Here is a 22,882-nt window from a genome sequence, read left to right on the forward strand (position 1 = left end):
GACAGAGCGAATGTGTGCACCAGTACCTGATAAGCAGCGTGCTTATATTCCTGATACTAACCGAAGCAGCATTCGATCCGCCTACTGCTTGTGATAGAACCTTGCATACCTTTATCTCAAGGCATTCCCCGCAAATCGGTTCCCCCATCCAGCTATCTATGAATCGGTTCTGTAGAGGCAGATGTAACCCTCCTCTATTTTCCCGAACGCAACCTTGGGTCCAGCACATCACGGAAACCATCTCCGAGCAGGTTAAAGCCAAGAATGGATGTGGCTATAGCTAGTCCAGGGAACGTCACGAGCCACCATTGTCCGGAAATGATATACTCCCGACCTTCAGAGATCATGGCCCCCCATTCGGCTGTAGGCGGTTTAACGCCAAGACCAAGAAAGCTCAAACTGGATGCCGTCAGAATGGCAAAACCCATACCGAGTGTGGCCTGTACCAACAGTGGTGCCAAAGCATTCGGCAAAATGTGGCGAAACAGAATCACTCTGTCCCTTACACCAATGGCTCTGCTGGCCTCCACGTACTCCTTCTCGCGCAAGGATACCGTCTGTCCATACATCAATCTGGCAAACTCAGGAATGCCGACAATCCCTACAGCAATCATGGCACTCGTCAGTCCGTTGCCGATGGAAGCCGCAATCGCCATGGAGAGGACCAGCGAGGGAAAGGCAAGCAGTACATCCATCACCCGCATAATGATATTGCCAGTACGTCCACCGTAATAAGCAGCAATTCCACCAAGCGGAACCCCGATGACAAACGAGATGCTGACGGCAATCAAGCCCGTCCAGATGCTTATTCTGGCTCCATACAGAACACGACTCAGAATGTCCCGGCCATAGTTATCCGTACCAAACCAGTGACCACCTGACGGGGATTCCAGCTTCACAGCCGTATTCGTCACGTACGGATCATAAGGGGCAATCCACGGCGCAATAGCAGCAATGACAGTCCACGTGACAATAAAGGTCAGACCAATGGCAGCGAGCCGATTGCGAAGCAACAGTCTCAGAAAGGTTTTGGGTTTGGGAACAACCGCTGGTACAGGTTTGGTTCCCATGGAAGTCGGTGCGGCAGTACTCACAGCGGTACTCCTCCTTTCGCGGCGACCCTATTCATAACGGATTCGTGGATCTATCAATCCATAGACCAGATCCACCGCCAGATTTATAAAGCTGAACAGAATTGCACTTACAAGTGTGAACGCCTGAATTGGTGCATAATCGGCAGCCAGAATCGAATCTGTGACATAACCGCCGACACCGGGCCAGGAAAAGATCGTTTCCGTAATTACCGCACCACCGAGTAATCCACCGAACTGAAGGCCAAGTACGGTCAACGTGGGAATCAGGGCATTGATCAGGGCGTGTTTGCCGACGACCGCGGTTTCACTCAAGCCCTTGGCTCGTGCAGTACGCACATAATCCTGTCCGATGACTTCCAGCATGCTGGATCTGGTCATACGCGCCACAATCGCCATTGTTCCTGTGCTCAGGCATATCGCCGGGAGCAGCAAATGTGCCAGACTGCTTTTGAGTGCAACCATATCGCCAGTCATAAGACTGTCTATCACGTACAATCCGGTGATATGCGTCGGCGGATTGAGGTCCCCACTGATGCGTCCCATTGGAGCTGGAGCCCAGCCGAGGATGGAATAGAAGATGTAAATAAATAGCAGTCCCAGCCAGAAGATCGGTACACATGCTCCAATCAGGGAGAACACTCTGGAGATGTGGTCCATAAAAGACTCTTTTCGAGTTGCGGCGATGATACCTACCGGAATCGCAACACAGATGGCTATAATCACACTGGCCAGCGTCAGCTCAATGGTTGCCGGAAAGCGGGTGGCGAAATCACTCAGCACCGTATGACCAGTATGGTAGGCGAAGCCCAGATTGCCTTGAAGCAACTGTCCCACGTAGCTAAAAAATTGTACAAATAATGGCTTGTCCAATCCCATGTCCATTCGGATTTTGGCAATGACATCATCCGTAGCCTGTTCGCCAGCCATGACAATGGCCGGATCTCCCGGAAGAACGCGGGACAGGATGAAGGTAATCACCACAATGCCGATCAGCGCCGGAATCATCTGCAGCAGCCTTCGGAGCGTGTAAGCAAACAATCGATCAACCCCTTTAACTCTGATGTCTCACTTGCTGTTTTACGGTTCTCTGTGGACGGTCCAGGCTTGAAAACTTGTCTGTTTATCCGTCTCTTCTTTGTAATTGTGCTTATTTTACCTATAATCCTTGCGTCGAACTACGTCCCTTTTAGCTAAAAAAAAGCACAACCGTTTGTCGATTGTGCACTAATGTCTCCTATTAATGTCATGTTAAATTACACTCTAAGACATAGTTCGCTATTTTTCGACCTATATCTACCATATCCTCCATTGTTGATTTTGCTGTAGAAGCAAGTGCCCGGTGGGCAGGACCTACACCTCTTGTTTATCCTGCTTCATGTAGTAATACACAAGACACAGATGACAGACAAATTGTTCACGCGGCTGGTTCAGGTCAAAGCCCGTAATATCCCGGATTCGCTCCAGCCGATATTTCACGGAATTCCGGTGAATATAGAGGCGATTGGCTGTCTCGATCAGGCTCCCCCTGCTTTCCAGATAATAAAAAAAGGTCCGCAGCAAGTCACCACTGTGTTCATCGTCATAAGCCCGCAATTTTCCCAGCTTCCGCTCAAACAATGCTGCAAAACCCGGATCATTCGCCGTTTCACTCAGCAAATGATATACCTCCACATCCTCAAATCGGGTTGTACGCCCACCCGACAAACGGGAGGATACCATCAGGGCATTCCTGGCCTCGCCATAGCTTTGATGCATATTCCAAAGTGGAACCCGGGTGCCCACGCCTGTCCTGAACTGTCCAAGCTTGTTGGCCGGATCTTCGAGCCATAGCCCAATGGTATCGGTCCAAGATTGAACGTCATCCATCCACACTGCATCCCTGGACTCCGGTGTTGGCAAAAAGAGGACTGCCCTGTTGGTCCGGAACTCAATATGAGGCGCTACTCTCCGTTTTCTGGCCTCCTGACCAAGCAATTCGGTCAACAGGTCTTCATCCGGAGCCGTCTCCCCTTCCATCACGGCCACTTCCCATAAATGATCCGGATTCATGCCCAGCTTGCGACCTCTCGATTCAGCTTCATGCGGTAGCAGTAGAGGGGGTGTCAGCAGCTCGTCGATGAAATTGCCTCGAAGACGCAATTCGGTATCTTCCGCCACCTTGTTCCTCATCAATTCCAGCGATAGTACCAGTCTGGCCTGTTCAATTCCGACTTGTTCCATCTCATCCAGGGAGTCCTTGTCCACCAGCAGCCGGGCAACCTTGCGCCGATCCAGATTAATCTCCCATACAAGTGGGTCCAAAGCTTCCTTCCAGTCATAATCCGGTGGTGAAGACACAATCATCTGTCCCGCATTATCGATAACACCTACAGGTGCCTGAAGCAGTTCAGCCACATTGTCCCCTACAGCCTGAATTCCGCTGTTTTCAAGCACCATGGTCATCAGCGTCCGATATACTTCCTCTGACCTGCGGAGCAGTGCGGCCTGTCGATCCAGTACCAATTCCATAACTGGCTGCGTAATATCCATGTAGGGTATTTCCGGAGGAATCTCAATGATGGGCAGACCGCAGTCATTACTGGCTGCAACGGCTTCTTTCGGGATTTCTTTGAGGAAACGCGCTGGCTTGATGGCCAAAGCAGCAGCCCCGGCTTCATTAAGCGTATAAATCAGTTCTCCGAGCAACCCTGGATTATCGCGAATTGAGTAGGCTGTCGTCAGCATAAGCATGCCTTCTCGCAACCACCCTTGCAGATCGGGCACCTCCATAATATCCACGAACCGCACAACCCGATCCAATCCCTGGTGTCCGCTAATGACTTTGGCCTTGCTGAGTATAGGAATATTCAACAGTTCTTTCAATGTTATACCTGTCGTTTTCAAGCCTATCGACCACCCTGAGCCAGATTTGCATATCATTCTTGCATACTGCATCTCATTTTTTTGGATAGTTTACCAGACTATCTATTCAAAAAAAACGGGAAATTCTGTGATATCCATATACCATGAAATGATTTCACAAAATAAAGTAACAATAATACGTTGTTAGATGTAGTTAACGATATTAAAAATAAACTCATTACTTTATCGCGTCATATCAAAATAAAACAGAATACATTATACACACCCCCTTTGCATACATTCGCCGCGCTACTCCCATCAGACCCGGCAACCCTTTATCCAACATAAATAACGCCGATGCAGTTATTCCCCCTAGCATCGGCGTTAGAATCAAACCCTACAAACCTAAAAGTCAGCCAATAGTACACATCCCGCACGCCCTTGATCAGACATTCAATGCAGATACGGCTGCCCCTAATGAATAGATCGGGTCAAGCACTCGGATATGCAGTTCTTTTTCCACTTCCATGGCAAAACCCATCGTGGCAAAACCGGTACACGCAAGAACGATGGACTCGGCGCCCTCCGCCTTCAGTCTTCTGGCGGCTTCCATAGCCGCAATTCGCCCTTGTGGCGTGTTGAGATCCAGCGTAGTTACCACACCTTCGGGACGCTCCATCCCAATATAGGCATCACCCAGTATTCCTCGAATCAGGAGTGGCACTTCCTCCAGGATGGTCAATACACCTACACGCGCTGCTGATGTAAGCGCAAGATGTGCAGCACATGATCCAGCACCATAGACGGGGATGTGAACAGCGGCACGAATTTCTGCAAGAGCTGGATCGGCTGCACAACTGATACCGATAGCGGTACAGCCTTCCTGTTCGAGTTCCCGCGCCAGATCCACAATTTTGGGAATCGATTGAAGCTCTGTGGTGTGATCATATACCCCCAGCGGTTGATCGGGAATACAGCGACTCCGAACCGGAATGCCATATCGCCCTTCAATCAATGCCCCGTGTCTGTGGATATCCTCTTCATGATGAAGCGTAATCACTCTGATAAGACCCAACATCGGCATTCCTCCCCAGGCTGTGGATATCTTGTGCATATGTTACCCACAAACTGTTGATAGTTACCCCCAGTTATGTGGATAACTATTTATATATTGTGAATATGTTGTGTATTTGTCGCCAAAACTACCGCGTAATTTACGCATCGGTCCCCACTGTGGATATGTTGTGTACGCTCTCATACACCTTTTCTTTGATCCACAAGGATATCTCTTGATTTTTCTGTTCTATTTCTGATCGAGCAATTCTCCCTGACGCATAATCAACACATCATCAATGTACACATCCGGCTTCTGCACAACGGCATCAATATGAACACCAGCTGCAACTGTGCCACCAAAGGTATTGTTACTGCCAAAGGCAACATGAATCGTACCGTAGACTTTCTCGTCCTCCAGGACAACACCTGTGATTCGTGCCTTGTCATTGGTACCAATGCCGAATTCGCCAAGAATTCGACCATCACCATTCCCCAGCATGGATAACAACTTGTCTCCTTCAGCGCCAGTTGCCTTAATAAGGCGGCCCTCTCTAACCGTCAATAGAATAGGTTCGCTGATCGCACCTATTCCTGCGATTGAGCCATCCACCAGGATTTCACCCTCTCCAATGCCTTCAACGGGGGCGATATACGCTTCGCCGGAAGGCAAATTCCCGGACTCACCTGGCTTTAGGTACATTCCTGTACTCGGTACGCCATTGCGTCCCTGTATGGAGAACGACAGCTGGTGTCCATCTTTCTCGATACGGACGCTGCTGCCTGCACTTAGCATGGCTGTGACCTTATCTGTCAAAGCCTTCACTTTGGGATATTCTGCGGTAATAGCGCCGTTCATGAACATATCGTCCGTCATCCCCGGCATCGTCGCTACCCGAGTCCCAGCAGCTGCCGCCTGTTTACGAGCCTGCGTATGGGTTAGTGAATAGCGGGTTACGCATACGGCAACATCTGCACGCTTCATCGCTTCGGCGATCGGTGCAGGCGGTTCTTCACCGGATTTGCTTCGTTCCTTCATCACCATAAGCACCGCATCCGCTCCCAATGCCTTGCCAGCCTCATATATCGATTCGGCCAGTTCTCTCTTGGCATCATCCGCCACGACAGCCAGCGTCTCACCACTGCGAAGTCCAAGGCATTCCACCAAAACATTTTTACTGACGTCAATTCGTTGCTGATTCATCTGTTCGTCTCCTCCTGTGTCAGACCATTTCCGCTACTAGCTTACCCATTAGAGCATTCGACAAAATGACCGGGATTCCTGCGCTGGCATTGGCAACCCACTGACGGTGGCGCTCATCATACCCCATGCAATCCAGTAAAATGAGTTCAACACGTCCCTTCAGTGATTCAGCCGCCTGACGGAATTCAGTTTCGCCGGATGTATAGGGAGAAGCTGCGGCAAATGCAGGCTGGACCAGGGAAGAAAACTTCAGATCGAGCTGTCCCCCTTGCTCGGGTAATGGCCCGATAAGCCCGAGACGTCGCCCATCGGCCATGGCCTGTACGGCTGGAGGAATAATGCGATCAGGTTCAATAAGGTGCACCTTGGCTGAACGCAGACCCGGGAATGAACCTGTGCACAGCAACAAAATATTGGAGATGCCCAAGGCTTCGATCTCACGGATTTTGCGATCCAATATCGGCCTGATTTTTTCACGGGATACGGTGGCTGCACTGCCGTCCAGCAGACGAGAAGTCAGGACATAATCACCAGGCTCCGGTGCCAGCTTAGCAATCTGTGCTGCCGACAGTCCGTCCAACAACCCGACCTGAACAAGTTCGGCCCGCCCCTCCAGATGCTTCTCGATGACAGGCGCAACATCGGTCCGTGGAGCTTGTCCAATCGTAATCATGCCAAGCTGCTTAATCATCTTATAGCCTCCTACATATCAGATCGGCTGGTAGATGCCACGTTTATCCATAGCAGCATTTCTACCTGCCGCTTCAATCGTGACCTTCTCGGATTAAACTATGCAGAAGGAGCGGCCTGCTGTATCCCCGGGGTCTGAAGCACTTTCATCGATCCATACAGACGAGTAATCAGGTTATATTCCTCCTCATTGTAGAACGAACAGGTGCCATTCGTGAATTCCTTGGCTGTCTCCACGACCAAACGAACTGCGCTTGCAATATCAACCTCATGGCTCGCTCCTGTGCCGCATCCAGGGACTGCTGATTGAGCGGTTATAGCTACGCCTACAACGGGTGCATGGGTAGCCACAGCTGGCTGCAAAATGGAATTGATATGGTATAAGTCATTGCCATAAGGCGTAATATCCTGCGTCGTAATCGGGAAAGTCACAGCCAGCTGTCCTGTGGTCATCTCCATGATTCGAAGCAAATCGTCACTTACCCGTAAAATGTATCCCTCTTTCACCGTTGGCGAAATGGCGATGCCTTTATGGTTAATCACCCGGTTTCCTTTGGTGGTATCAATGGACAGAATGGCTTCCATCTCGGGCAGAACCTCATGCTCATTCATCTGCAAAATGTCGACCGGGGAGTCCATAAAATCAACCGGCTCATGCGGAAGAGTAGGGGCATCCGGACAGATATGCGTCGTCACAATGACATCTCCCTTGAGCGAATCACCCTTGGTCTGCATATCGGCGAGTTTCAGTCCTGCTGCAACAGCAGCGACAGCGCCATCGGCATCCGAGACGAGTCCGATACGCGTTGGACGGGCACCAATTCCACCCAGCCGTCCGACAATTCCCATCGTCGGGGCCTGCCCTCCGGACAACTTGCCGTCCGTACCCGGGATGATGATTTTGACAAAATCCGTACTTCCCTTTTCCCCTTGTACCGTCAGCACTTCAACCGAAACCTGTGGATATTGAACAAATAATTGCTTTACACTCTCACCATTTACATAAGCGCTGTCCAGCGCGTCCAGTGCCAATAACGTTTTTTGAAGTGGCATCGTACACATCCTCCTCTTAGCTGTTGATCTTGAAATCAAGTCTATCGCAGTTCAGAAGAGGGTCACAATGTACCGCCTTGCCAAAATGAGCATCGTTTATTTGTGCGACAAGTATAAATGGGAGTGAAAATAACGCTTTCATTCATTTTATCTAACTGTATGTGTAATATAATTTAACATTTTGTTCTTGAGCGACCTGAATATTGTGTTATTTCGGGAATGCACACTTCATTTTTTCGCGTACCTTCCCTTCACTTGCCATTCCACAAGCAGTGAAGCTGTTTCTTCCGCATGAAACAGGGGAAATTGGTGTCCATAGGGCAGTTCCACTTGTTGGACGGATGAATGGAGATTTTCCGGGCGCGCGTATCCCTTATCGTTTGTCCCCCACATCATGAGTGTGCGCTGCGTATCTGCACTTGTCTGCGACACTTTATCATTGGAATGAGACTGTATCCAGTGGAGCAAATCAGCATTCGCTCCTGCGATGCGGGGAGACTTCAAACCAGAAGAAGCACTCCTCGCATAGCCTTCCAGCAGGGTTGGATTGATCTCAGAAGCATCTGTGCTCTTTAGCTGCTCGACCACTTGCTGTGGGGTCATCCGTGATAACATTCCTTGCAGCATTCTTCTCGGGAACTTTGATATCAGGCGCTGTATTCTGTCCTTCGATTCTCCCCACACGGGTTGCAGCATGGCGAGCTGAATATGTTCCCTCACACTCTCCTGCATGACCATTGCGGCTATCGCTGCCCCAACGGAATGTCCTATCAGTTTGACTGGACCTTGTACCTCATTCAGAACACTTCGAACCGCCTCGACCTGTCCTTTGAAAGCCATCCCTTTTCCCCTGTTCCGATGAACTGGAGAACGCCCAAATCCGGCAAGATCCACAAGCCATGCCGGGTTTCCCGTCATACTCCATAACGCATCTCCCAGAGGAATCATATCGTCAGCACTGCTCATCAAACCATGAACAATCACCCATGGGTCACCCTGACCCTCATGGACCAGCACCGCCAGATTGCCCTTGCGCGTCCAAGTCCAGCCTTGAGGCAGATCATTCTGTGCAGGATAGCTGAAACGATAATCCAAATCGGCTGTCACGTAAGGCAATAGCTCGCTAACTTCAGGCAACTTTAGTCCCATTCGCTGAAATAACCGCTCCGTCTGCTGCACTTCAAACTCATGTTTGGTAATAAACGCAATTGATTCGGGCGGTATTCCGCTGATCTTTGTGCCACCAGCCTTCATCGCTGCATGGATCATGGGCAGAGGCACTGACCATCGAGGTGCAGATACATCCAACTCTGCCGCAAGTAGCCGAATCAGTTCCTTCATATCCGGACTGTCCGCTTTTCTGGACAACAAGGGATATGTGCCGCCGGATGGATTGCTGTCCTGAGTCAGAAAAACGAGAGTCTGTGCCACCACATCATTGGATACAAGGGGCAGCCAATGCTGTAGGCCACCAGGAATCACCGGCATTCTACGCCTTCTCATCGCTTGTATCATCATGCCAATTCCGCCGGTTTGTTCAGTTGCACCTGTGGGATATGGACCGACGACCGTACTCGGGTTTACAACAGATAAGACATATGAATGCTGCTCAGCGTGCTGTCGAATATAACGGTCCGCTTCGAATTTCATATGCTCATAGGCACTTTCGGAATGGAACGCTTTGCTCATCCATGATTTCTGTCTGTTCGACTTATCCCCAGCATCTCCATTGGCTGATGATATGGGCGGAGAGTTCTTCCTTCCATATGGACTCATAAAACCAACCACGTGGATAAAGTGCCTCAATCCGTGTTTGCGCTGAATATCTTCGGCGAGTTCGGCAATGCCTCTTGCTCCATTCATAAAAATCTTTTCTGCCACCTTCGGTTGCAATGTGACATCCATCGTTCCACCTGCATGAATAATGATGTTGGCCTGAAGAGCACGCTCACGATCGGCTTTGGTTAGGCCGAGGCCAGGAGCTGACAAATCCCCCTGAATACAGGTTATCCGGCTGAAATTCGTTACTCCGTATGCATTCAGAACCATCCTTGCTTTGGATTCAGAGCGCACAAGCAGCACTAACTGCGCCTCACTGTTCCAAAGTTGTTTTACTGCCTCTTTACCTATAAATCCGGTACTGCCCGTCATCAAAATAGTTCTTGATTCAGTCGCCATGTTGTTCTTAGCCGAATTAGTTTCAGTCTTACGTTCTGCGTTTGAAAATGACGAAGTATGTACACTCATTTCTAATCTCTCCCTTTTCATCAACATTTATTTTAGTACTATATAGTACTAGTTGTGGTCAAAAAAAGAGCTTCGTTTACCGAAGCATCTGACAAAATGTACGTGCTGATTGTTCAATAATTCCTATATCACGTGCAGTCTCCGCGAGTACAAGTGAACCTTCCAAAGCTGCAATAAATAATGCAGCCGCTGGCCCCGGCTCAATCCCCTTGCGGAATTCCCCACGATCCATCCCTTGCTGCACCAGCTTTTCCATTATGGGCTGCAGCTCACGGAAGAAACGGGCTATGCTTTCCTTTACCTCGGGTGCGCTGGCTGGTGTCTGCATGTACAGTGTAATAAAGGGACAGCTTCCTTTATAATCGCGCCCTTCCATGCCTGCGGACAGTAACGCTATAAACGAATAAATCCGCTCCGTCACCTCTCGTTCCCGCTGACTAAGCAGCAGGTATAGCTCTGATTCATACTGAGCAATCCAGTATTGTACCACGGCCTGGAGCAATTCCTCCTTGTTTTTGAAATGGTAATAGATATTCGATTTGGATACCCCGCTTGCCCGCACGACCTCATCCATGCTGACATAGCTGTATCCCTGACGCAAAAATAACTGAGCGGCTACTTCCACTGCCTTGGTCCGATTGACCGGATTGGAACTCTTGGATTTTAAAGATCCGGAGATTGATTTTTCATTTGTCATATTTAGAACTATACAGTACTAATTAAACAAATACAAGTTTTGCCGTTAACAAAAGATGCTCTTTGCCCGAAATTTGTCGTACTTGTCCACATTTGGAACGCTGTACACACAGGATATCCACATATAGTATTAACCCTGTGTTAAATAAGTCAATGAAGCTCCAGATATGATGGGGTTATCCACATTTCTGAAGCATTTTTTTATTGTGTTCTTCCGATCTGCGATCGTGGAGCCCCAAAACTAACAAAACAGGCCAACCAGAATGGAATTCTGGCTGACCTATTAGAGTGGACTACTTATCCAAATCATTTGCGAAATGAATTGAAGCCTGTGGATACTAGTATGTGGATAACCATTCAAGATTGAGATTCCTTATACTTTACTTATACGGATAAGTGATCCGTGTTCGTTTACTTTTTCAGACTATCCCAGTTTTGTTGCAATGCATCAAGCAAAGCTTTTTTGTCCGATTTGCCTGCTACATACGCCTGAATCGTGCTGCCAAATTCTTGTGGAACACCTTCAGGGAAACGGTTGAAGTTCCAGCTTAATGTTTTGTTCTCTTGGCTGTATTTCATAATATCAGTTGCGAGGTCACCCAGATCCTCTTCGGATGCCTGAATCGAGCTGAACGCAGGGATAAACTTGAATTCTTTGGTCATGTATTGTTTACCGATATCCGATGTCACGAGCCATTCCAGGAACTCTTTCGCTTCCGGTTTCACTTGCGAATTCTTGTTCACAACCCAGTAGTTCGGTACGCCAACAAACAATTTGTCATTCGGTTCATTCGTAATTGGCATTGGCAGAATGCCGAGATTCAGATTCGGATCAATTCCATCAATCTGTACCTGAGTCCAGTTCCCTTGCTGCATCATCGCCGCTTCTCCACTTGCAAACAGAGTCACTTGTGTATTGTAATCAGTTGTCAGTGGGTTTTTGTTGCTGTATTTCAGCGTCAAGTCGAGCATGTTCATCCAATCCGTGAACACTTGGTTACCAGGGATTTTCTCCGTTCCTTCGTTAAGACCTTGAATAAATTTCACCGGATCTGCCTGATTCGCAAATGCCACGTTTACGTTATGATTGCCGAGTACCCACCATTCCTGATATCCATTGGAGAACGGGGTAATACCTGCGGCTTGAAGTTTCTGTGCAGCCTGATCCAATTGTTCCAATGTGGTTGGAATTTCAGTGATGCCTGCTTTTTTGAAAAGGTCTTTGTTGTAAATGAAGCCATAACCTTCCAGTGCCAGCGGTTGTCCATACAGTTTGCCGTCTTTGGTCATCGGCTCTTTGGCAACATCAAGCACATCTTTTACCCATGCCTCACCTGACAGGTCTTCCAAGTATTCGAGCCATGTGTCCAGTTCACGATATCCACCAACGTTGAAAATGTCCGGTTGTTCACCTGAAGCGAACTTGGCTTTCAGTGCAGCGCCATAGTCACTGCCGCCGCCCACGGTCTGGATGTCCAGCTTGATGCCTGGATGGGAGGACTCATATTCCGCCTTGAGACGGTTAAGCGCTTCCGCAATTTCGACTTTGAATTGAAATATTTTAATGGTTTTCTCTCCTGCAGCAGCCTCTCCGCCACTTTGGGCGTCTGTGTTTACAGGACTTCCACTCTTATCTCCGTTGCCACAACCTGCGAGCATTACGGAAAAAGCAATTAGCATAAGCAACGTCAACTTGGTCATTCTTTTCATACATACACTCTCCCTATAGTAGTTTCAGTATAACAGCTTGTTGGCTTTATGCAGCCACCGGGGAGCAACTGCGACCGAAAGCGCACATGATCCCGGAGCGGCCCGCTCTTGCATACCTCTTTGCCTTACCAATTTTGCTTTACATCTTTTTGTACTTGATCTTCCCTTTTTGAACTTTTTGCACTTGTTCACTTCTCTTTCAGGAGTCAGGCCCATGTTATGCGGGCATGACTCCTTTTGCACCCTTCGTGCGAGGTTAGAGCGGAGGGATCATGATGCGCTGGAGGAGCGGAGCGCTCGCCTTTGATACTCGGTGGCTTCTTTGCCTTAATTTATTCAGGCCACCGAGGAGCAACAGCGACCGAAAGCGCACATGATCCCGGAGCGGCTCCTACCCCGCACTTACCCTTTAACTGATCCGGCGGTAATCCCCTGAATGATGTATTTCTGCATCAGCAGGAAAAAGATGATAATTGGCATGATGCCAAGCACCAGTGCAGGCAGGGCTAGATCCCATTGCTTCGTATATTGTCCGAAGAGCGCAAAGGTCGCAATCGGAATGGTACGCAAATTCGAGCTTTGCAGTATCAGGGATGGCAGCAGATAGTCATTCCAGATCCAAAGTGTATTCAGGATAATGACGGTAACATACATCGGCTTCATGAGCGGGAATACAATCCGGAAGAACACGCCGTAAGCGGAGCTTCCATCCACTCGTGCCGCTTCCTCAATTTCGAGCGGAACCGATTTGACGAATCCGTGGAACAGGAAGATGGACATCGGTGCGCCAAAACCGAGATAACAGATGATGAGCCCGAACAGACTGTCGATCAGTCCAAGATTACTGGTTACAGTAACGAGTGGAATCATGATAGACTGAAACGGAATCACCATGGCGGCAATGAACATGCCGAACAAAATCCGGTTGAACCGGGTATCGCTGCGTACCATTCGGTAGGCGGCCATGGAGCTGATCAACACCAGCAGCAGATTGCTGACTACGGTGACGATGAGCGAGTTCATCAGCGCTGACGGGAATTTGATTTTCTCCCAAGCGTTCGCATAGTTGCCCCATTGGAACACTTCCGGCCATGCGGCCGAATTGGTAAGCAGGTCACCGAATGTTTTGACCGAATTGACAAACAGGAAGTAAAACGGAACCAGGAACATTAAACCAATGAGTATCATAACAATCTCGGTTACAATGGTACTGAAACGATAATTTTTTGACGTATCCATCTATGCCTCCACCTCCTTGCTCTTCGTCACACGCACCTGAATCATGGTGATAATGGCAACGATTACGAAGAACACAAGTGCTTTGGCTGTACCGATGCCGTACCGATTGTTAACAAAAGCCTCATTGTAAATATTCAGTGCTACCGACTCTGTTGATCCAAACGGTCCGCCTTTGGTTAGCGACAGATTGAGATCGAACATTTTGAATGACCAGGAGATAGCAAGGAACAGACAGATCGTGACTCCCGGCATAATGAGTGGGAAAATAATGCTGCGCAGTACCTGCCAGCGGCTGGCACCATCAATTTCAGCAGCTTCCAGCAGATCGGGTGATACGTTGGTCAAGGACGAGATGTAGATGACCATCAGATAACCTGCAGTCTGCCAGACAAATACAATGACGATACCCCAGAAGGCGGTCGGTTCATCTCCCAGCCATGGGAGGTTGAAGAAGGACCATCCGGTCACGTCGCCTACTGCTGAAAACCCTTTCACAAATATGAACTGCCAGATAAAGCCGAGCAACAATCCACCGATCACGTTAGGCATAAAAAAGATCGTGCGCAGAAAGTTTCTCGTCTTGAGCGGTTTGGTCAGGAAATACGCCAGGAAAAAACCGATCACATTGGTCAAGATTACACCTACCAAGGTGAAGCGTACCGTAAACCAAAACGCAGATAGAAACTTGGGATCATTCGAGAAAATTTGCTTGAAATTGTCGAATCCTACCCAATGAATGTTCGCTGACACCCCGTTCCAGTCGGTAAAGGAATACACCATGCCAAGCAGGAAAGGGACCACGATAATGAGAATAAAAAAGACGATGGAGGGACCCACGAACACAAGCTGCTGTAACAGCTGTGAAGATTTGCGATGCTTCATATCGTTCTCCCCTTCTATAGATGGATGAAATTGGTCTCTTGTTCTATTAAACCCCAATCTCGCACAGGGAAACACCGACCCTGGTGAACAGTTGGGTGTAAAATATTGTCCTTTCTTAACCTGCAACCAGAAGGGGTGTCACGATGTCAAAATACTACAGTATTCGCACCAAGCTAATTGCTTTTATGCTCATTGCCACAACGATTCCGCTGCTGGCATCCATCAGCATGACGTTTATCCAGACCAAGACCGCCCTGCGCGAGCAGGCCGTCGCCGAGAACAAACGCCTGATCTTTCAGGCATCCACCAATCTCAACAATTACGTGGATAACGTGGCAAGAGCTTCGCTGGCTGTGTACAATGATCCGAATTTTCTGCGGAATCTGGCGAAAATCCCCGGCGACTACCGCGCAGTTGCAGAGGTATACACCACCCTGCAGACGATACGCTCGGCTGTGCCCGATGTATTCCAGCTATATCTGCACTCCTTTGCTGCCAATCAATCGACATTGATTGCAAATCCTTTCCCGAAGCGGGAAGAGCGCAAACAGGCCTACTCCGACACGCTTCATGGAAAATCGGACGATAAAAATCCGGATATCTGGGTCGAATCGGCGCACCTTAGTCATTCCTACGGCTTCAAGGCAGCGTCAGCAGATGACCCTCCAAGAACAGTGATCACCCTCCACCGTGTGATCAAGGATGTGCCTTCGACAGAACGCTTGGGTGCGCTCGCCATCGATTTGAACATGGATACCATTGCCGAAATTTGCAGCAGATTGTATGATCCGGCAAAGGAACAGATCTATGTCATCGACAATCGGAACCAGATTATTTACGAAGGAAAGTCGGAAGTTAGTGGAACGGAAGCATTACGACAGGAGGCGGCGACTGAACTCAATTTGGCACGTTCCGACGAAGGGACAGCGCAGACCGCTTCAGGGCATTTTGAACAAGATCATTCGATGTATGTGTACCAACAGTTAGGCAGTCCATTTGCAAACTGGACCATTGTAAAACAGATTCCGAATGAAACGTTGTACGCAAGTGCCACCACATTAACGTGGAATAACGCCATGATCGCCCTTGCCGCGCTGTTATTGGTCATTGTGGCAACCCTGTTCATCTCGATCCGCATCACCGGACCTCTGAAGCAATTAATGCGTTATATGAATCAGATTCAGGCTGGACGCCTGCATGTGGATATCCGGTTAACGAGTCGGGATGAGATCGGTGTGCTGTCTCGTCATTTCCGGGATATGATGGATACAGTGAACAATTTGATTTTGCGGGAATATCGCCTGGAAATTGCGAATAAAACGAATCAGCTTAAAGCACTGCAAGCCCAGATTCATCCCCATTTTTTGTATAATACATTACAATCCATCGGTACTTTGGCGCTTCAGCAGCAAGGACAGCGGGTGTATGTGCTGCTCTCTTCCCTATCCAAAATGCTGCGCTACAGCATGCGTGACCAGACTCGGGTCACTTTGCACGAAGAATCCGAGCATGCACGGCTCTATCTGGAACTTCAAAAAGAGCGGTTCGGTGACCGTCTGGAGGTCGAACTGGATTTTTCCGAAGATACCTTGCGCGCCGAAATGCCAAGAATGACCTTACAACCTTTAATTGAGAATTACTTCAAGCATGGGGCCGATGTTCAGCCTGGCAAAGGCAGGATACGCATATCCAGTCACCGAACGACTGACAACTGGATTCAGATTCATCTGGAAAATAACGGACCGTGCATCCCGGAAGAGAAGTTGTCCGAGATTCAGCGTAGCTTGCGTCTGGCGTCCACATCCTCCGATTCCTCTCAGGAAATGGACGAGACCGAGTCGATCGGACTACGTAACGTGATGCGCAGACTCCAACTGAACTCACCTCCGGGATACAATGCGACGCTTACGATCAGCAATCTGGAACCGAATGGTGTAGAGATTATAGTCAAACTATACGCGGGAGAGTGAACAACATGAAAGCCTTGATTGTCGATGATGAAAAACACGTCCGCGATGCAATTAAGCTGCTTGGTCAATGGGAAACCGCAGGAATTGATACCTTGTATGAAGCGGCAGATGGTCACGAAGCGGTCGCTGCCATCACGGCCCATCAACCGCAAATTGTACTCAGCGATATGCGAATGCCTGGCAAGGACGGTATGGCTCTGCTTGAATGGATATCTGTTCATGCCCCGCATAGCAAGGTACTGGTTATCAGCGGTTATGATGACTTTGAACTGGTCAGACATGCGATTCGATATGGTGGTACGGACTACCTGCTCAAGCCAGTCGAAGCAGACGAACTGAATTCATCTTTGTTTAGGGCAGTCGATGCCTGGAAAGAAGCCGATGCCGTTCGGATGCAGTCCACAAGACAATCCATGGTGGTCAATCAGATGCGTCCGCATTATCATGACAGACTGCTTACTGAGCTTGTCGTTGGACGTGGAAGCAACAATACCCAATTCCAGCGGCTGCGGGATGAATTAAATCTGCCCAAGCAGATCGACAGTTGCAGTGTGGCTGTCACCAGCCTTTCCCATCTCGATGCTCAATGTTTGGCAAAATATCGCAGCCAGCCTGATCTGCTCGTATTCTCCGTACTGAATATCTGTGCAGAGATGTTATCTCCACCCGCCGAAGGTGTCGTGTTCCGCCAGCTTGACCAACCGGATGAGGTCGTTCTCCTGTACTGGGGTCAGTGTTCATCCCTGCAAACCATTCTCGAAAAAGTGAATGATGGTCTGGAGCAGACCATCCAGCGCCGCCTTCATTTTGGAATATCCAGCTGTGAATTTCAGCCTACCGGAACCTCGGGAGCATATCAGGAAGCAAGCTTGCGGTTATGGCGACGCAATGCTTTGCAAACGAAGCAGTGTATTCACGATACATTGGAGTCTTCCATCGGAAACAAGGGGCTGCGGTTATCCGCCTTTGAGGAGTCCTTACGACTCGCGTCTATGAGTGGGCGCGCTACCAGCGTGTCCAATGCGGTTGCAGAGTGGATGGAACCTATCACCCGGCTCGATGTAGTAACAGCGGAGCAGATACAGCAATGGGTGGATGAAATGGAATGGATGATTGGCCGTTGGCTCGACGATGCCGCAGGCGCCCCACCGAAGGAGGAAGATGAAGCGATAGAGGAACAACCGATTCCGTTCGCCGAGTTACCTTTGGATCGTGAAGGGCTGTTATCACTGCCCTTGCTCCGTTCTCTGCTGGAACAGCGGCTGCTCGCAGCCGGAAAGGCCCTCACTGCACATCATCACGCCACACCGGACCCGATGAGTGAGATTGCACGTTATATGGATGCCCATTATCAGGAGGACCTGTCTCTGCAGCAGATTGCTGCACGGTTCTACCTGAGTCGTGAATATATTTCACGCAAATTCAAGCAGCAGTTTGGGCTAAACTGGTCAGAGTATTTGGGCAAGCTGCGAATCAATAACGCTAAGCTGCTGTTACAGAACCCTTTCCTACGAATTGCAAAGATCTCGGAGATGGTCGGCTATCAGGACGAGAAGTATTTCAGCAAAGTGTTCAAAAAAATGGAGGGCATCACACCGGGGGAGTACCGCAAAACGTTATCTGACGGAAATGTTTAATGAGTCTCCTGAACTGTAAAAGGGGCATCCCGCCATTGTTTATGGCTCTGGGATAGCCCCTTTTTCTTTTCTAAGGGATCAACGATCCCGTAATATGACGGAAGGAACAATACGAATGTAGATCAACTCACCCGCCAACTCCACAATCGTCTGGGTTACAATTACAGCGGCAGCAATTGTGGCCCACTCCGGGGGCAGTGCTAGTGCCAATGGCAGAACGACGAGCGAATTTCGGGTCCCTGCACTGAAAATAACGGCCCTTCCTGCGCCTGTATCCAATCGGAATAGAGCCGCAACGATTCGTGACACGAAGGGCATAACGATCAGAAAATTAATATAGATGGGTAGTACATCCACAATTACAGCAAAATCATTGTAGACCTTCCCGATCTGCGATGCGACAACGACAATCAATACCAGAGCCATCATGGGTACAGGCAGCCAAGCGGTCGCGTTCATCACCCGTTCTCCTCCGGCTTTGCCTCGGGTCACGACTTGCGTAAGAATAGCCAACAGCAACGGTATTACGATCAGGAATAGAAAAGCTTCCACGAAAGGCCCCACCTGCATGACCTGTGCTGCCTCCTTCCCAAGGAACAACCACAAATACACCGGTAATAAAACCATTTGTATAACAAACAGGATTGGCGTTGCTGCCAGCATCAATTTCTCATTGCCCCGGCCCAGCTGTGTAAAAACAATGACGTAATCAATGCAAGGGGTAAGCAGCACCAGATAAACGCCTATGAGTACGGCAGGAGGTTGCGGAAATGCCAGGAGTAACAACCACACAACCACAGGTACAATGATAAAATTAGCAACCAGCAAAGCACCAATAAATCGCAGGTTGGACCAGGATTCTTTTAGCTGTAAAAAAGGAATCTGTGAAAACATGCTGTATAGCAAAATGGCAAGCACAGGGGAAACCGTATAATGCAGCGCTGTTCCCCATTCAGAGGTACTCAGCCCAATCGCCGCTCCTACGAACAGGGCAGCGATATAAAACCACGTTTGTTGCTTCTCCATCGTTTCTCTTGTAAACAACCATCTTCCTCCTTAAAAGTGAACATATTTCCGCGTCAATCAGCGTACATTGAGACGTAGCAAAGAGAATAAGAGAGCGGCAAACCGCAGGATAGCCCGACCACGATCCTGTGAATTTTTTGCGGCTTCTTATTAGAATGCAAAAGAACTGGGTAATTCATTGTAGACTGACCCGTGGTTCATTCATTTTTGTTAAACCAAGGAGGAAACACAATGTCACGTAACAATCCATACAAGTGGTTAAACGCGATTGGGTTTATCGCTGTTATCGTCGTAAACTACCTTTCCAACGCACTGCCGATCGGAGGCAGGACCAACAAGGAAGTTTCGGATATGTACCCTGTATTGCTTACCCCTTCGGGCTATGCTTTCTCCATATGGGGACTGATCTATCTGCTGCTCGCAGGCTTTGTCATCTATCAATTCGTTCCCTCTTCGTGGAAAAGGGACTCCATTACCCGTCTCGGTTACTGGTTTCTAGCAAGCTGTGCCTTTAATGTAGCGTGGATCTTTGCTTTTCAAAATCTCAAAATCGGCCTCGCATTAGTCGTCATCGTTCTGCTGCTGCTATCCCTGATCATGTTATATGTAAAGACGCGTGCAATCACCCTTCCCACAACTGCCGAAGTCTGGCTCGTGAAGCTGCCGTTCAGCATATATCTTGGGTGGGTGAGCGTGGCAACCATTATCAATGCGGCTGTATTATTATATAAAATCGGCTGGGATGGCTTCGGACTCAGTGAACCCACCTGGACTATCATCATGTTAATTGTAGGTCTGGTGCTGGCTGTACTGGTGAGCTTTCCTTACCGGGATAGTGTGTACCCACTTGTCTTTACATGGGCATACATTGCCATCGCACTCAAACAAAAAGACATTACTTCCGTATATTATACGGCAATTATCATTGCGATTGTACTGGCCATTTATGCGGTATGGCTGTTCTTCGCCCGTAATCAGGATCGGGATTAATCCCGATCTGTTTATATAAAAAAAGCCGATTCTGGTCATGTGTGAACTGTGACCAAAATCGGCTTTTTATGTAATTTTTCCTTGCTTGGAGAATATCAGTCTCCCCTATTTGAGGGCAATGACCTCAATCTCCACAAGAGCATCCTTCGGCAGACGGGCAACTTCAACTGCGCTGCGTGCCGGATAAGGCTGTTCGAAGAACGTGCTGTACACTTCATTCACCGGAACAAAATCATTCATGTCTTTCAGGAAAACAGTCGTTTTTACGACTTTGTCCATACTCGTGCCTGCTGCTTCGAGAATAGCCTTCACGTTGCTCAGAGACAAACGAGTTTGCTCCTGTACATCGGCTCCAAATTCTCCCGTTTGCGGGTTCAAACCAAGCTGACCGGAAGTATAGATGAAATCGCCTGCTTCAACAGCCTGGCTGTATGGACCAATAGCGCCTGGCGCCTGATCGGTAGAGATTGGTTTTTTCATGGACGAGTTCTCCTTCATGTTCGCTGTCCTGCCGCCGAGAGGAGACAAGCCTCGAACTCATTTTTGAAGCTTATTATACCACGATCCCGCCCCAGGCACGAAAAGAAATGTCTATCCGTAGCATTCATACCTATAGGAGAAACCATGAACATCTCAGGACTCATCCAACCCAAGTACATGGATAACGTCATTAGAATACACATGTTTTCCCTTGGTTTGGACAAGTGCAATGTTCATCATGGCCCGGGCTATGGTGGAGGCCTGGATTGCGCGGTATTTATCCACTCTGCCTTTCATCCAGCGATCCAGAAATGTCATAACATGAGCTGCCAACTGCTCACCTAACCGTTTTTCTTTGCGATCTCCGAGGATTAACGATGGACGGAAAATATGCAGTGAACGGAAACCGATAGCCGATAACGCCTCCTCCATCTCTCCCTTGGTCCGACTATAAAATACACGTGACCCGGGATCGGCTCCCATGGAAGAAATGACGATCATCTGGGATACACCGTGCTCTTTGGCAAGTTTGGCAGCTTTTACGGGATAGTGTAAATCCACTTGGCGGAAGTTTTCCTGACTGCCGGCTTTTTTAATGGTTGTGCCCAAGCAACAATATAAGTCATCAACATCGCGAAACAGATCCTTTTGCTCCTCAAGTCGTTCCCAGTCCACGACATGCTGCTCCAGCTTTGGATGTCCCCATTCGAGCGGACGTCTGACCAATACACATATCCGGCCATAAGCCGGATTCTGAAGCAAGCTGCGTACGAGCAGCCCACCCACAAGCCCAGTGGCTCCAATCACAAGGGCTTGCCGTTCGTGATTTTCCAAGTGCATCCCTCCACATATCTCTATTTCAGAAGCACACGACGTCCAAGTGTAAACGTCAGGACCAGCATCGCTGCACCAACACCCACTTGGAATCCATAGGCGGAAACCCAGGTCAAGGCTTCCGGCCAGGTTTCCATTCTCTCATACAACCAGCCACCAATCAGCGGTCCAAGAAACGAGGTTACTCCGGTTAGAGCCGAATAAACGGCAACAAACATTGGTCTTTCGCTTTTCGGTGTATCACCGATTGTAAAGTTGAAGGCAAGCTGGTTGAACCCTCCAACACCAATACCGAGAAAGATATGAGATAAAAAAAGCGCTATCAAAACAGGCATAAACGACATCAATCCCCAGGACAGACAGGAGAGTGCAATGATCGGTAATGTCCAAAATAATAAGGTTCTGTTGCTGAATCTCGCGTTCAGATTGCCCCAGATATAGAATCCGGCCATCATTACAAGCGTCTGGACCACGGTGATGATGGATACCGTTTGATAATTAATGTTAAGCAGGTCAAGCATCACGTAGGAAAATAGCGGAACGATCAACGTCTGGATCAGTAACCAGGCCGCGAGGAACAGTGCAGCCTTCAGAAAGGAAGGATCCTGGAACGGCTTCTTGAACATGCGCCAGAAAACCTTTTCAGTTGAACGTTCAAATGGCACATCCGGATAAAAGAAATAAATTACCGTATTGGCGATAGCGCAAATCCACACAGGAATAAACAAGAGTAAGAAGCCCATTTCCCCGGGAAAACGGTCCAGAACGATACCTCCCGCAAATAAGCATACGCTTCCAAGTGCATTCAGAATCGTGTTTCGAATTCCGAAATAACGCCCTCTTACCTTGGCAGGAACGATGTCGCCAATCAACGAGGTCCAGATCATACCACCAATCGTATTGGCTATGAATGCAACCGTATACACACCAATATAAATGCCTACCCACCATTCCTTGGGAAACAGGAAGGGGATCAGTCCCGTCGAACTCCACAGGATGCGATGTATCCCCACAAACAATATAAGCATACGTTTGCGGCTCCGAATACGCTGCATCCAGTAAGCCGCTCCAATCTGGGCGATATTAACAAAAGTCGTAATGGCGAGCACAAAGCCAATATGTCTTGACCCGGCCCCAAGGTACAGCAGAAATCCGGTTAAAAACGGGCCTCCCAGCAACGTCTGCAAAATAATTGCCGGTACACCCTCCCATGTTGCAATGGATAAATTCATGCGT

At 48.8% G+C, this 22,882-nt stretch carries 19 protein-coding genes; 3 read left to right on the top strand and 16 right to left on the bottom strand.

What is annotated here, in order from left to right; genetic code table 11:
* Window positions 1-194: 194 nt before the first annotated feature.
* The 12 genes from P364_RS0121640 to P364_RS0121700 form a co-directional block, all read right to left on the bottom strand.
* Window positions 195-1,070 (bottom strand): ABC transporter permease, encoded by an 876-nt coding sequence (locus tag P364_RS0121640; protein WP_052016717.1) that lies wholly within the window; start codon window positions 1,068-1,070, stop codon window positions 195-197.
* A 51-nt stretch (window positions 1,071-1,121) separates the two neighbouring features.
* Entirely contained in the window at window positions 1,122-2,132 is a 1,011-nt protein-coding gene (locus P364_RS0121645; protein WP_024632163.1) for an ABC transporter permease, read from the bottom strand.
* Between the two features lie 312 nt (window positions 2,133-2,444).
* A complete protein-coding gene (locus tag P364_RS0121650; protein ID WP_024632164.1) occupies window positions 2,445-3,977 on the bottom strand; it encodes a PucR family transcriptional regulator in 1,533 nt (510 codons plus the stop codon).
* Between the two features lie 403 nt (window positions 3,978-4,380).
* Window positions 4,381-5,013 carry an aspartate/glutamate racemase family protein gene (locus tag P364_RS0121655; RefSeq protein ID WP_024632165.1) on the bottom strand — a complete coding sequence of 211 codons (633 nt, stop codon included), beginning with the start codon at window positions 5,011-5,013 and terminating at the stop codon, window positions 4,381-4,383.
* Between the two features lie 225 nt (window positions 5,014-5,238).
* The gene (locus P364_RS0121660; RefSeq protein WP_024632166.1) at window positions 5,239-6,192 is read right to left on the bottom strand and encodes an aminopeptidase; all 954 of its coding nucleotides are present in this window, start codon (window positions 6,190-6,192) and stop codon (window positions 5,239-5,241) included.
* A gap of 19 nt (window positions 6,193-6,211) precedes the next feature.
* Complete coding sequence (locus P364_RS0121665; protein WP_029881186.1) at window positions 6,212-6,883, bottom strand: AroM family protein; 672 nt, start codon at window positions 6,881-6,883, stop codon at window positions 6,212-6,214.
* A gap of 98 nt (window positions 6,884-6,981) precedes the next feature.
* On the bottom strand, window positions 6,982-7,935 hold the full coding sequence (locus P364_RS0121670) for a DUF1177 domain-containing protein (RefSeq protein ID WP_024632168.1): 954 nt from the start codon (window positions 7,933-7,935) through the stop codon (window positions 6,982-6,984).
* Window positions 7,936-8,163: 228 nt separating this feature from the next.
* A complete protein-coding gene (locus tag P364_RS0121675) occupies window positions 8,164-10,182 on the bottom strand; it encodes an alpha/beta fold hydrolase (protein ID WP_024632169.1) in 2,019 nt (672 codons plus the stop codon).
* A 76-nt stretch (window positions 10,183-10,258) separates the two neighbouring features.
* Window positions 10,259-10,879 (bottom strand): TetR/AcrR family transcriptional regulator, encoded by a 621-nt coding sequence (locus P364_RS0121680; RefSeq protein WP_024632170.1) that lies wholly within the window; start codon window positions 10,877-10,879, stop codon window positions 10,259-10,261.
* 410 nt (window positions 10,880-11,289) lie between these two features.
* Window positions 11,290-12,588, bottom strand: a complete 1,299-nt coding sequence (locus P364_RS0121685; RefSeq protein ID WP_024632171.1) for an ABC transporter substrate-binding protein — start codon at window positions 12,586-12,588, stop codon at window positions 11,290-11,292.
* 402 nt (window positions 12,589-12,990) lie between these two features.
* A complete protein-coding gene (locus P364_RS0121695; RefSeq protein WP_024632173.1) occupies window positions 12,991-13,827 on the bottom strand; it encodes a carbohydrate ABC transporter permease in 837 nt (278 codons plus the stop codon).
* Complete coding sequence (locus tag P364_RS0121700; protein WP_024632174.1) at window positions 13,828-14,709, bottom strand: carbohydrate ABC transporter permease; 882 nt, start codon at window positions 14,707-14,709, stop codon at window positions 13,828-13,830. It lies immediately after the preceding gene.
* Window positions 14,710-14,852: 143 nt separating this feature from the next.
* Here P364_RS0121700 and P364_RS0121705 point away from each other — a divergent pair, with 143 nt between their 5' ends.
* Together P364_RS0121705 and P364_RS0121710 are read left to right on the top strand one after the other, a co-directional pair.
* Entirely contained in the window at window positions 14,853-16,679 is a 1,827-nt protein-coding gene (locus tag P364_RS0121705) for a cache domain-containing sensor histidine kinase (RefSeq protein ID WP_024632175.1), read from the top strand.
* Window positions 16,680-16,684: 5 nt separating this feature from the next.
* A complete protein-coding gene (locus P364_RS0121710; RefSeq protein WP_024632176.1) occupies window positions 16,685-18,316 on the top strand; it encodes a response regulator in 1,632 nt (543 codons plus the stop codon).
* A gap of 78 nt (window positions 18,317-18,394) precedes the next feature.
* On the opposite strand, the gene P364_RS0121715 is transcribed toward P364_RS0121710, so the two are convergent.
* Window positions 18,395-19,342, bottom strand: a complete 948-nt coding sequence (locus P364_RS0121715) for an arsenic resistance protein (RefSeq protein ID WP_029881189.1) — start codon at window positions 19,340-19,342, stop codon at window positions 18,395-18,397.
* 231 nt (window positions 19,343-19,573) lie between these two features.
* Between P364_RS0121715 and P364_RS0121720 the strand changes: the two genes are divergently transcribed.
* Complete coding sequence (locus P364_RS0121720; protein ID WP_024632178.1) at window positions 19,574-20,332, top strand: tryptophan-rich sensory protein; 759 nt, start codon at window positions 19,574-19,576, stop codon at window positions 20,330-20,332.
* A gap of 105 nt (window positions 20,333-20,437) precedes the next feature.
* Here the strand turns inward: P364_RS0121720 and P364_RS0121725 are convergent, their stop codons facing one another.
* The 3 genes from P364_RS0121725 to P364_RS0121735 form a co-directional block, all read right to left on the bottom strand.
* Window positions 20,438-20,812: a RidA family protein gene (locus P364_RS0121725; RefSeq protein WP_024632179.1), complete on the bottom strand. Its 375-nt coding sequence runs from the start codon at window positions 20,810-20,812 to the stop codon at window positions 20,438-20,440.
* Window positions 20,813-20,965: 153 nt separating this feature from the next.
* Window positions 20,966-21,646 (bottom strand): oxidoreductase, encoded by a 681-nt coding sequence (locus tag P364_RS0121730; protein WP_024632180.1) that lies wholly within the window; start codon window positions 21,644-21,646, stop codon window positions 20,966-20,968.
* A 20-nt stretch (window positions 21,647-21,666) separates the two neighbouring features.
* Complete coding sequence (locus P364_RS0121735) at window positions 21,667-22,878, bottom strand: MFS transporter (RefSeq protein WP_024632181.1); 1,212 nt, start codon at window positions 22,876-22,878, stop codon at window positions 21,667-21,669.
* Between the last annotated feature and the right edge of the window lie 4 nt (window positions 22,879-22,882).

Origin of the sequence: Paenibacillus sp. MAEPY2, from assembly GCF_000499205.1 — a bacterium.
Taxonomy (GTDB): Bacteria; Bacillota; Bacilli; order Paenibacillales; family Paenibacillaceae; genus Paenibacillus; species Paenibacillus vandeheii.

What these genes read in the sequence shown, in the direction of transcription:
- P364_RS0121640 (WP_052016717.1), bottom strand. Translation starts at nt 1,070, where the DNA reads ATGGGAACCAAACCTGTACCAGCGGTTGTTCCCAAACCCAAAACCTTT.
- P364_RS0121655 (WP_024632165.1), bottom strand. Translation starts at nt 5,013, where the DNA reads ATGTTGGGTCTTATCAGAGTGATTACGCTTCATCATGAAGAGGATATC.
- P364_RS0121660 (WP_024632166.1), bottom strand. Translation starts at nt 6,192, where the DNA reads ATGAATCAGCAACGAATTGACGTCAGTAAAAATGTTTTGGTGGAATGC.
- P364_RS0121665 (WP_029881186.1), bottom strand. Translation starts at nt 6,883, where the DNA reads ATGATTAAGCAGCTTGGCATGATTACGATTGGACAAGCTCCACGGACC.
- P364_RS0121670 (WP_024632168.1), bottom strand. Translation starts at nt 7,935, where the DNA reads ATGCCACTTCAAAAAACGTTATTGGCACTGGACGCGCTGGACAGCGCT.
- P364_RS0121675 (WP_024632169.1), bottom strand. Translation starts at nt 10,182, where the DNA reads ATGAGTGTACATACTTCGTCATTTTCAAACGCAGAACGTAAGACTGAA.
- P364_RS0121680 (WP_024632170.1), bottom strand. Translation starts at nt 10,879, where the DNA reads ATGACAAATGAAAAATCAATCTCCGGATCTTTAAAATCCAAGAGTTCC.
- P364_RS0121685 (WP_024632171.1), bottom strand. Translation starts at nt 12,588, where the DNA reads ATGAAAAGAATGACCAAGTTGACGTTGCTTATGCTAATTGCTTTTTCC.
- P364_RS0121695 (WP_024632173.1), bottom strand. Translation starts at nt 13,827, where the DNA reads ATGGATACGTCAAAAAATTATCGTTTCAGTACCATTGTAACCGAGATT.
- P364_RS0121700 (WP_024632174.1), bottom strand. Translation starts at nt 14,709, where the DNA reads ATGAAGCATCGCAAATCTTCACAGCTGTTACAGCAGCTTGTGTTCGTG.
- P364_RS0121705 (WP_024632175.1), top strand. Translation starts at nt 14,853, where the DNA reads ATGTCAAAATACTACAGTATTCGCACCAAGCTAATTGCTTTTATGCTC.
- P364_RS0121710 (WP_024632176.1), top strand. Translation starts at nt 16,685, where the DNA reads ATGAAAGCCTTGATTGTCGATGATGAAAAACACGTCCGCGATGCAATT.
- P364_RS0121715 (WP_029881189.1), bottom strand. Translation starts at nt 19,342, where the DNA reads ATGGAGAAGCAACAAACGTGGTTTTATATCGCTGCCCTGTTCGTAGGA.
- P364_RS0121720 (WP_024632178.1), top strand. Translation starts at nt 19,574, where the DNA reads ATGTCACGTAACAATCCATACAAGTGGTTAAACGCGATTGGGTTTATC.
- P364_RS0121725 (WP_024632179.1), bottom strand. Translation starts at nt 20,812, where the DNA reads ATGAAAAAACCAATCTCTACCGATCAGGCGCCAGGCGCTATTGGTCCA.
- P364_RS0121735 (WP_024632181.1), bottom strand. Translation starts at nt 22,878, where the DNA reads ATGAATTTATCCATTGCAACATGGGAGGGTGTACCGGCAATTATTTTG.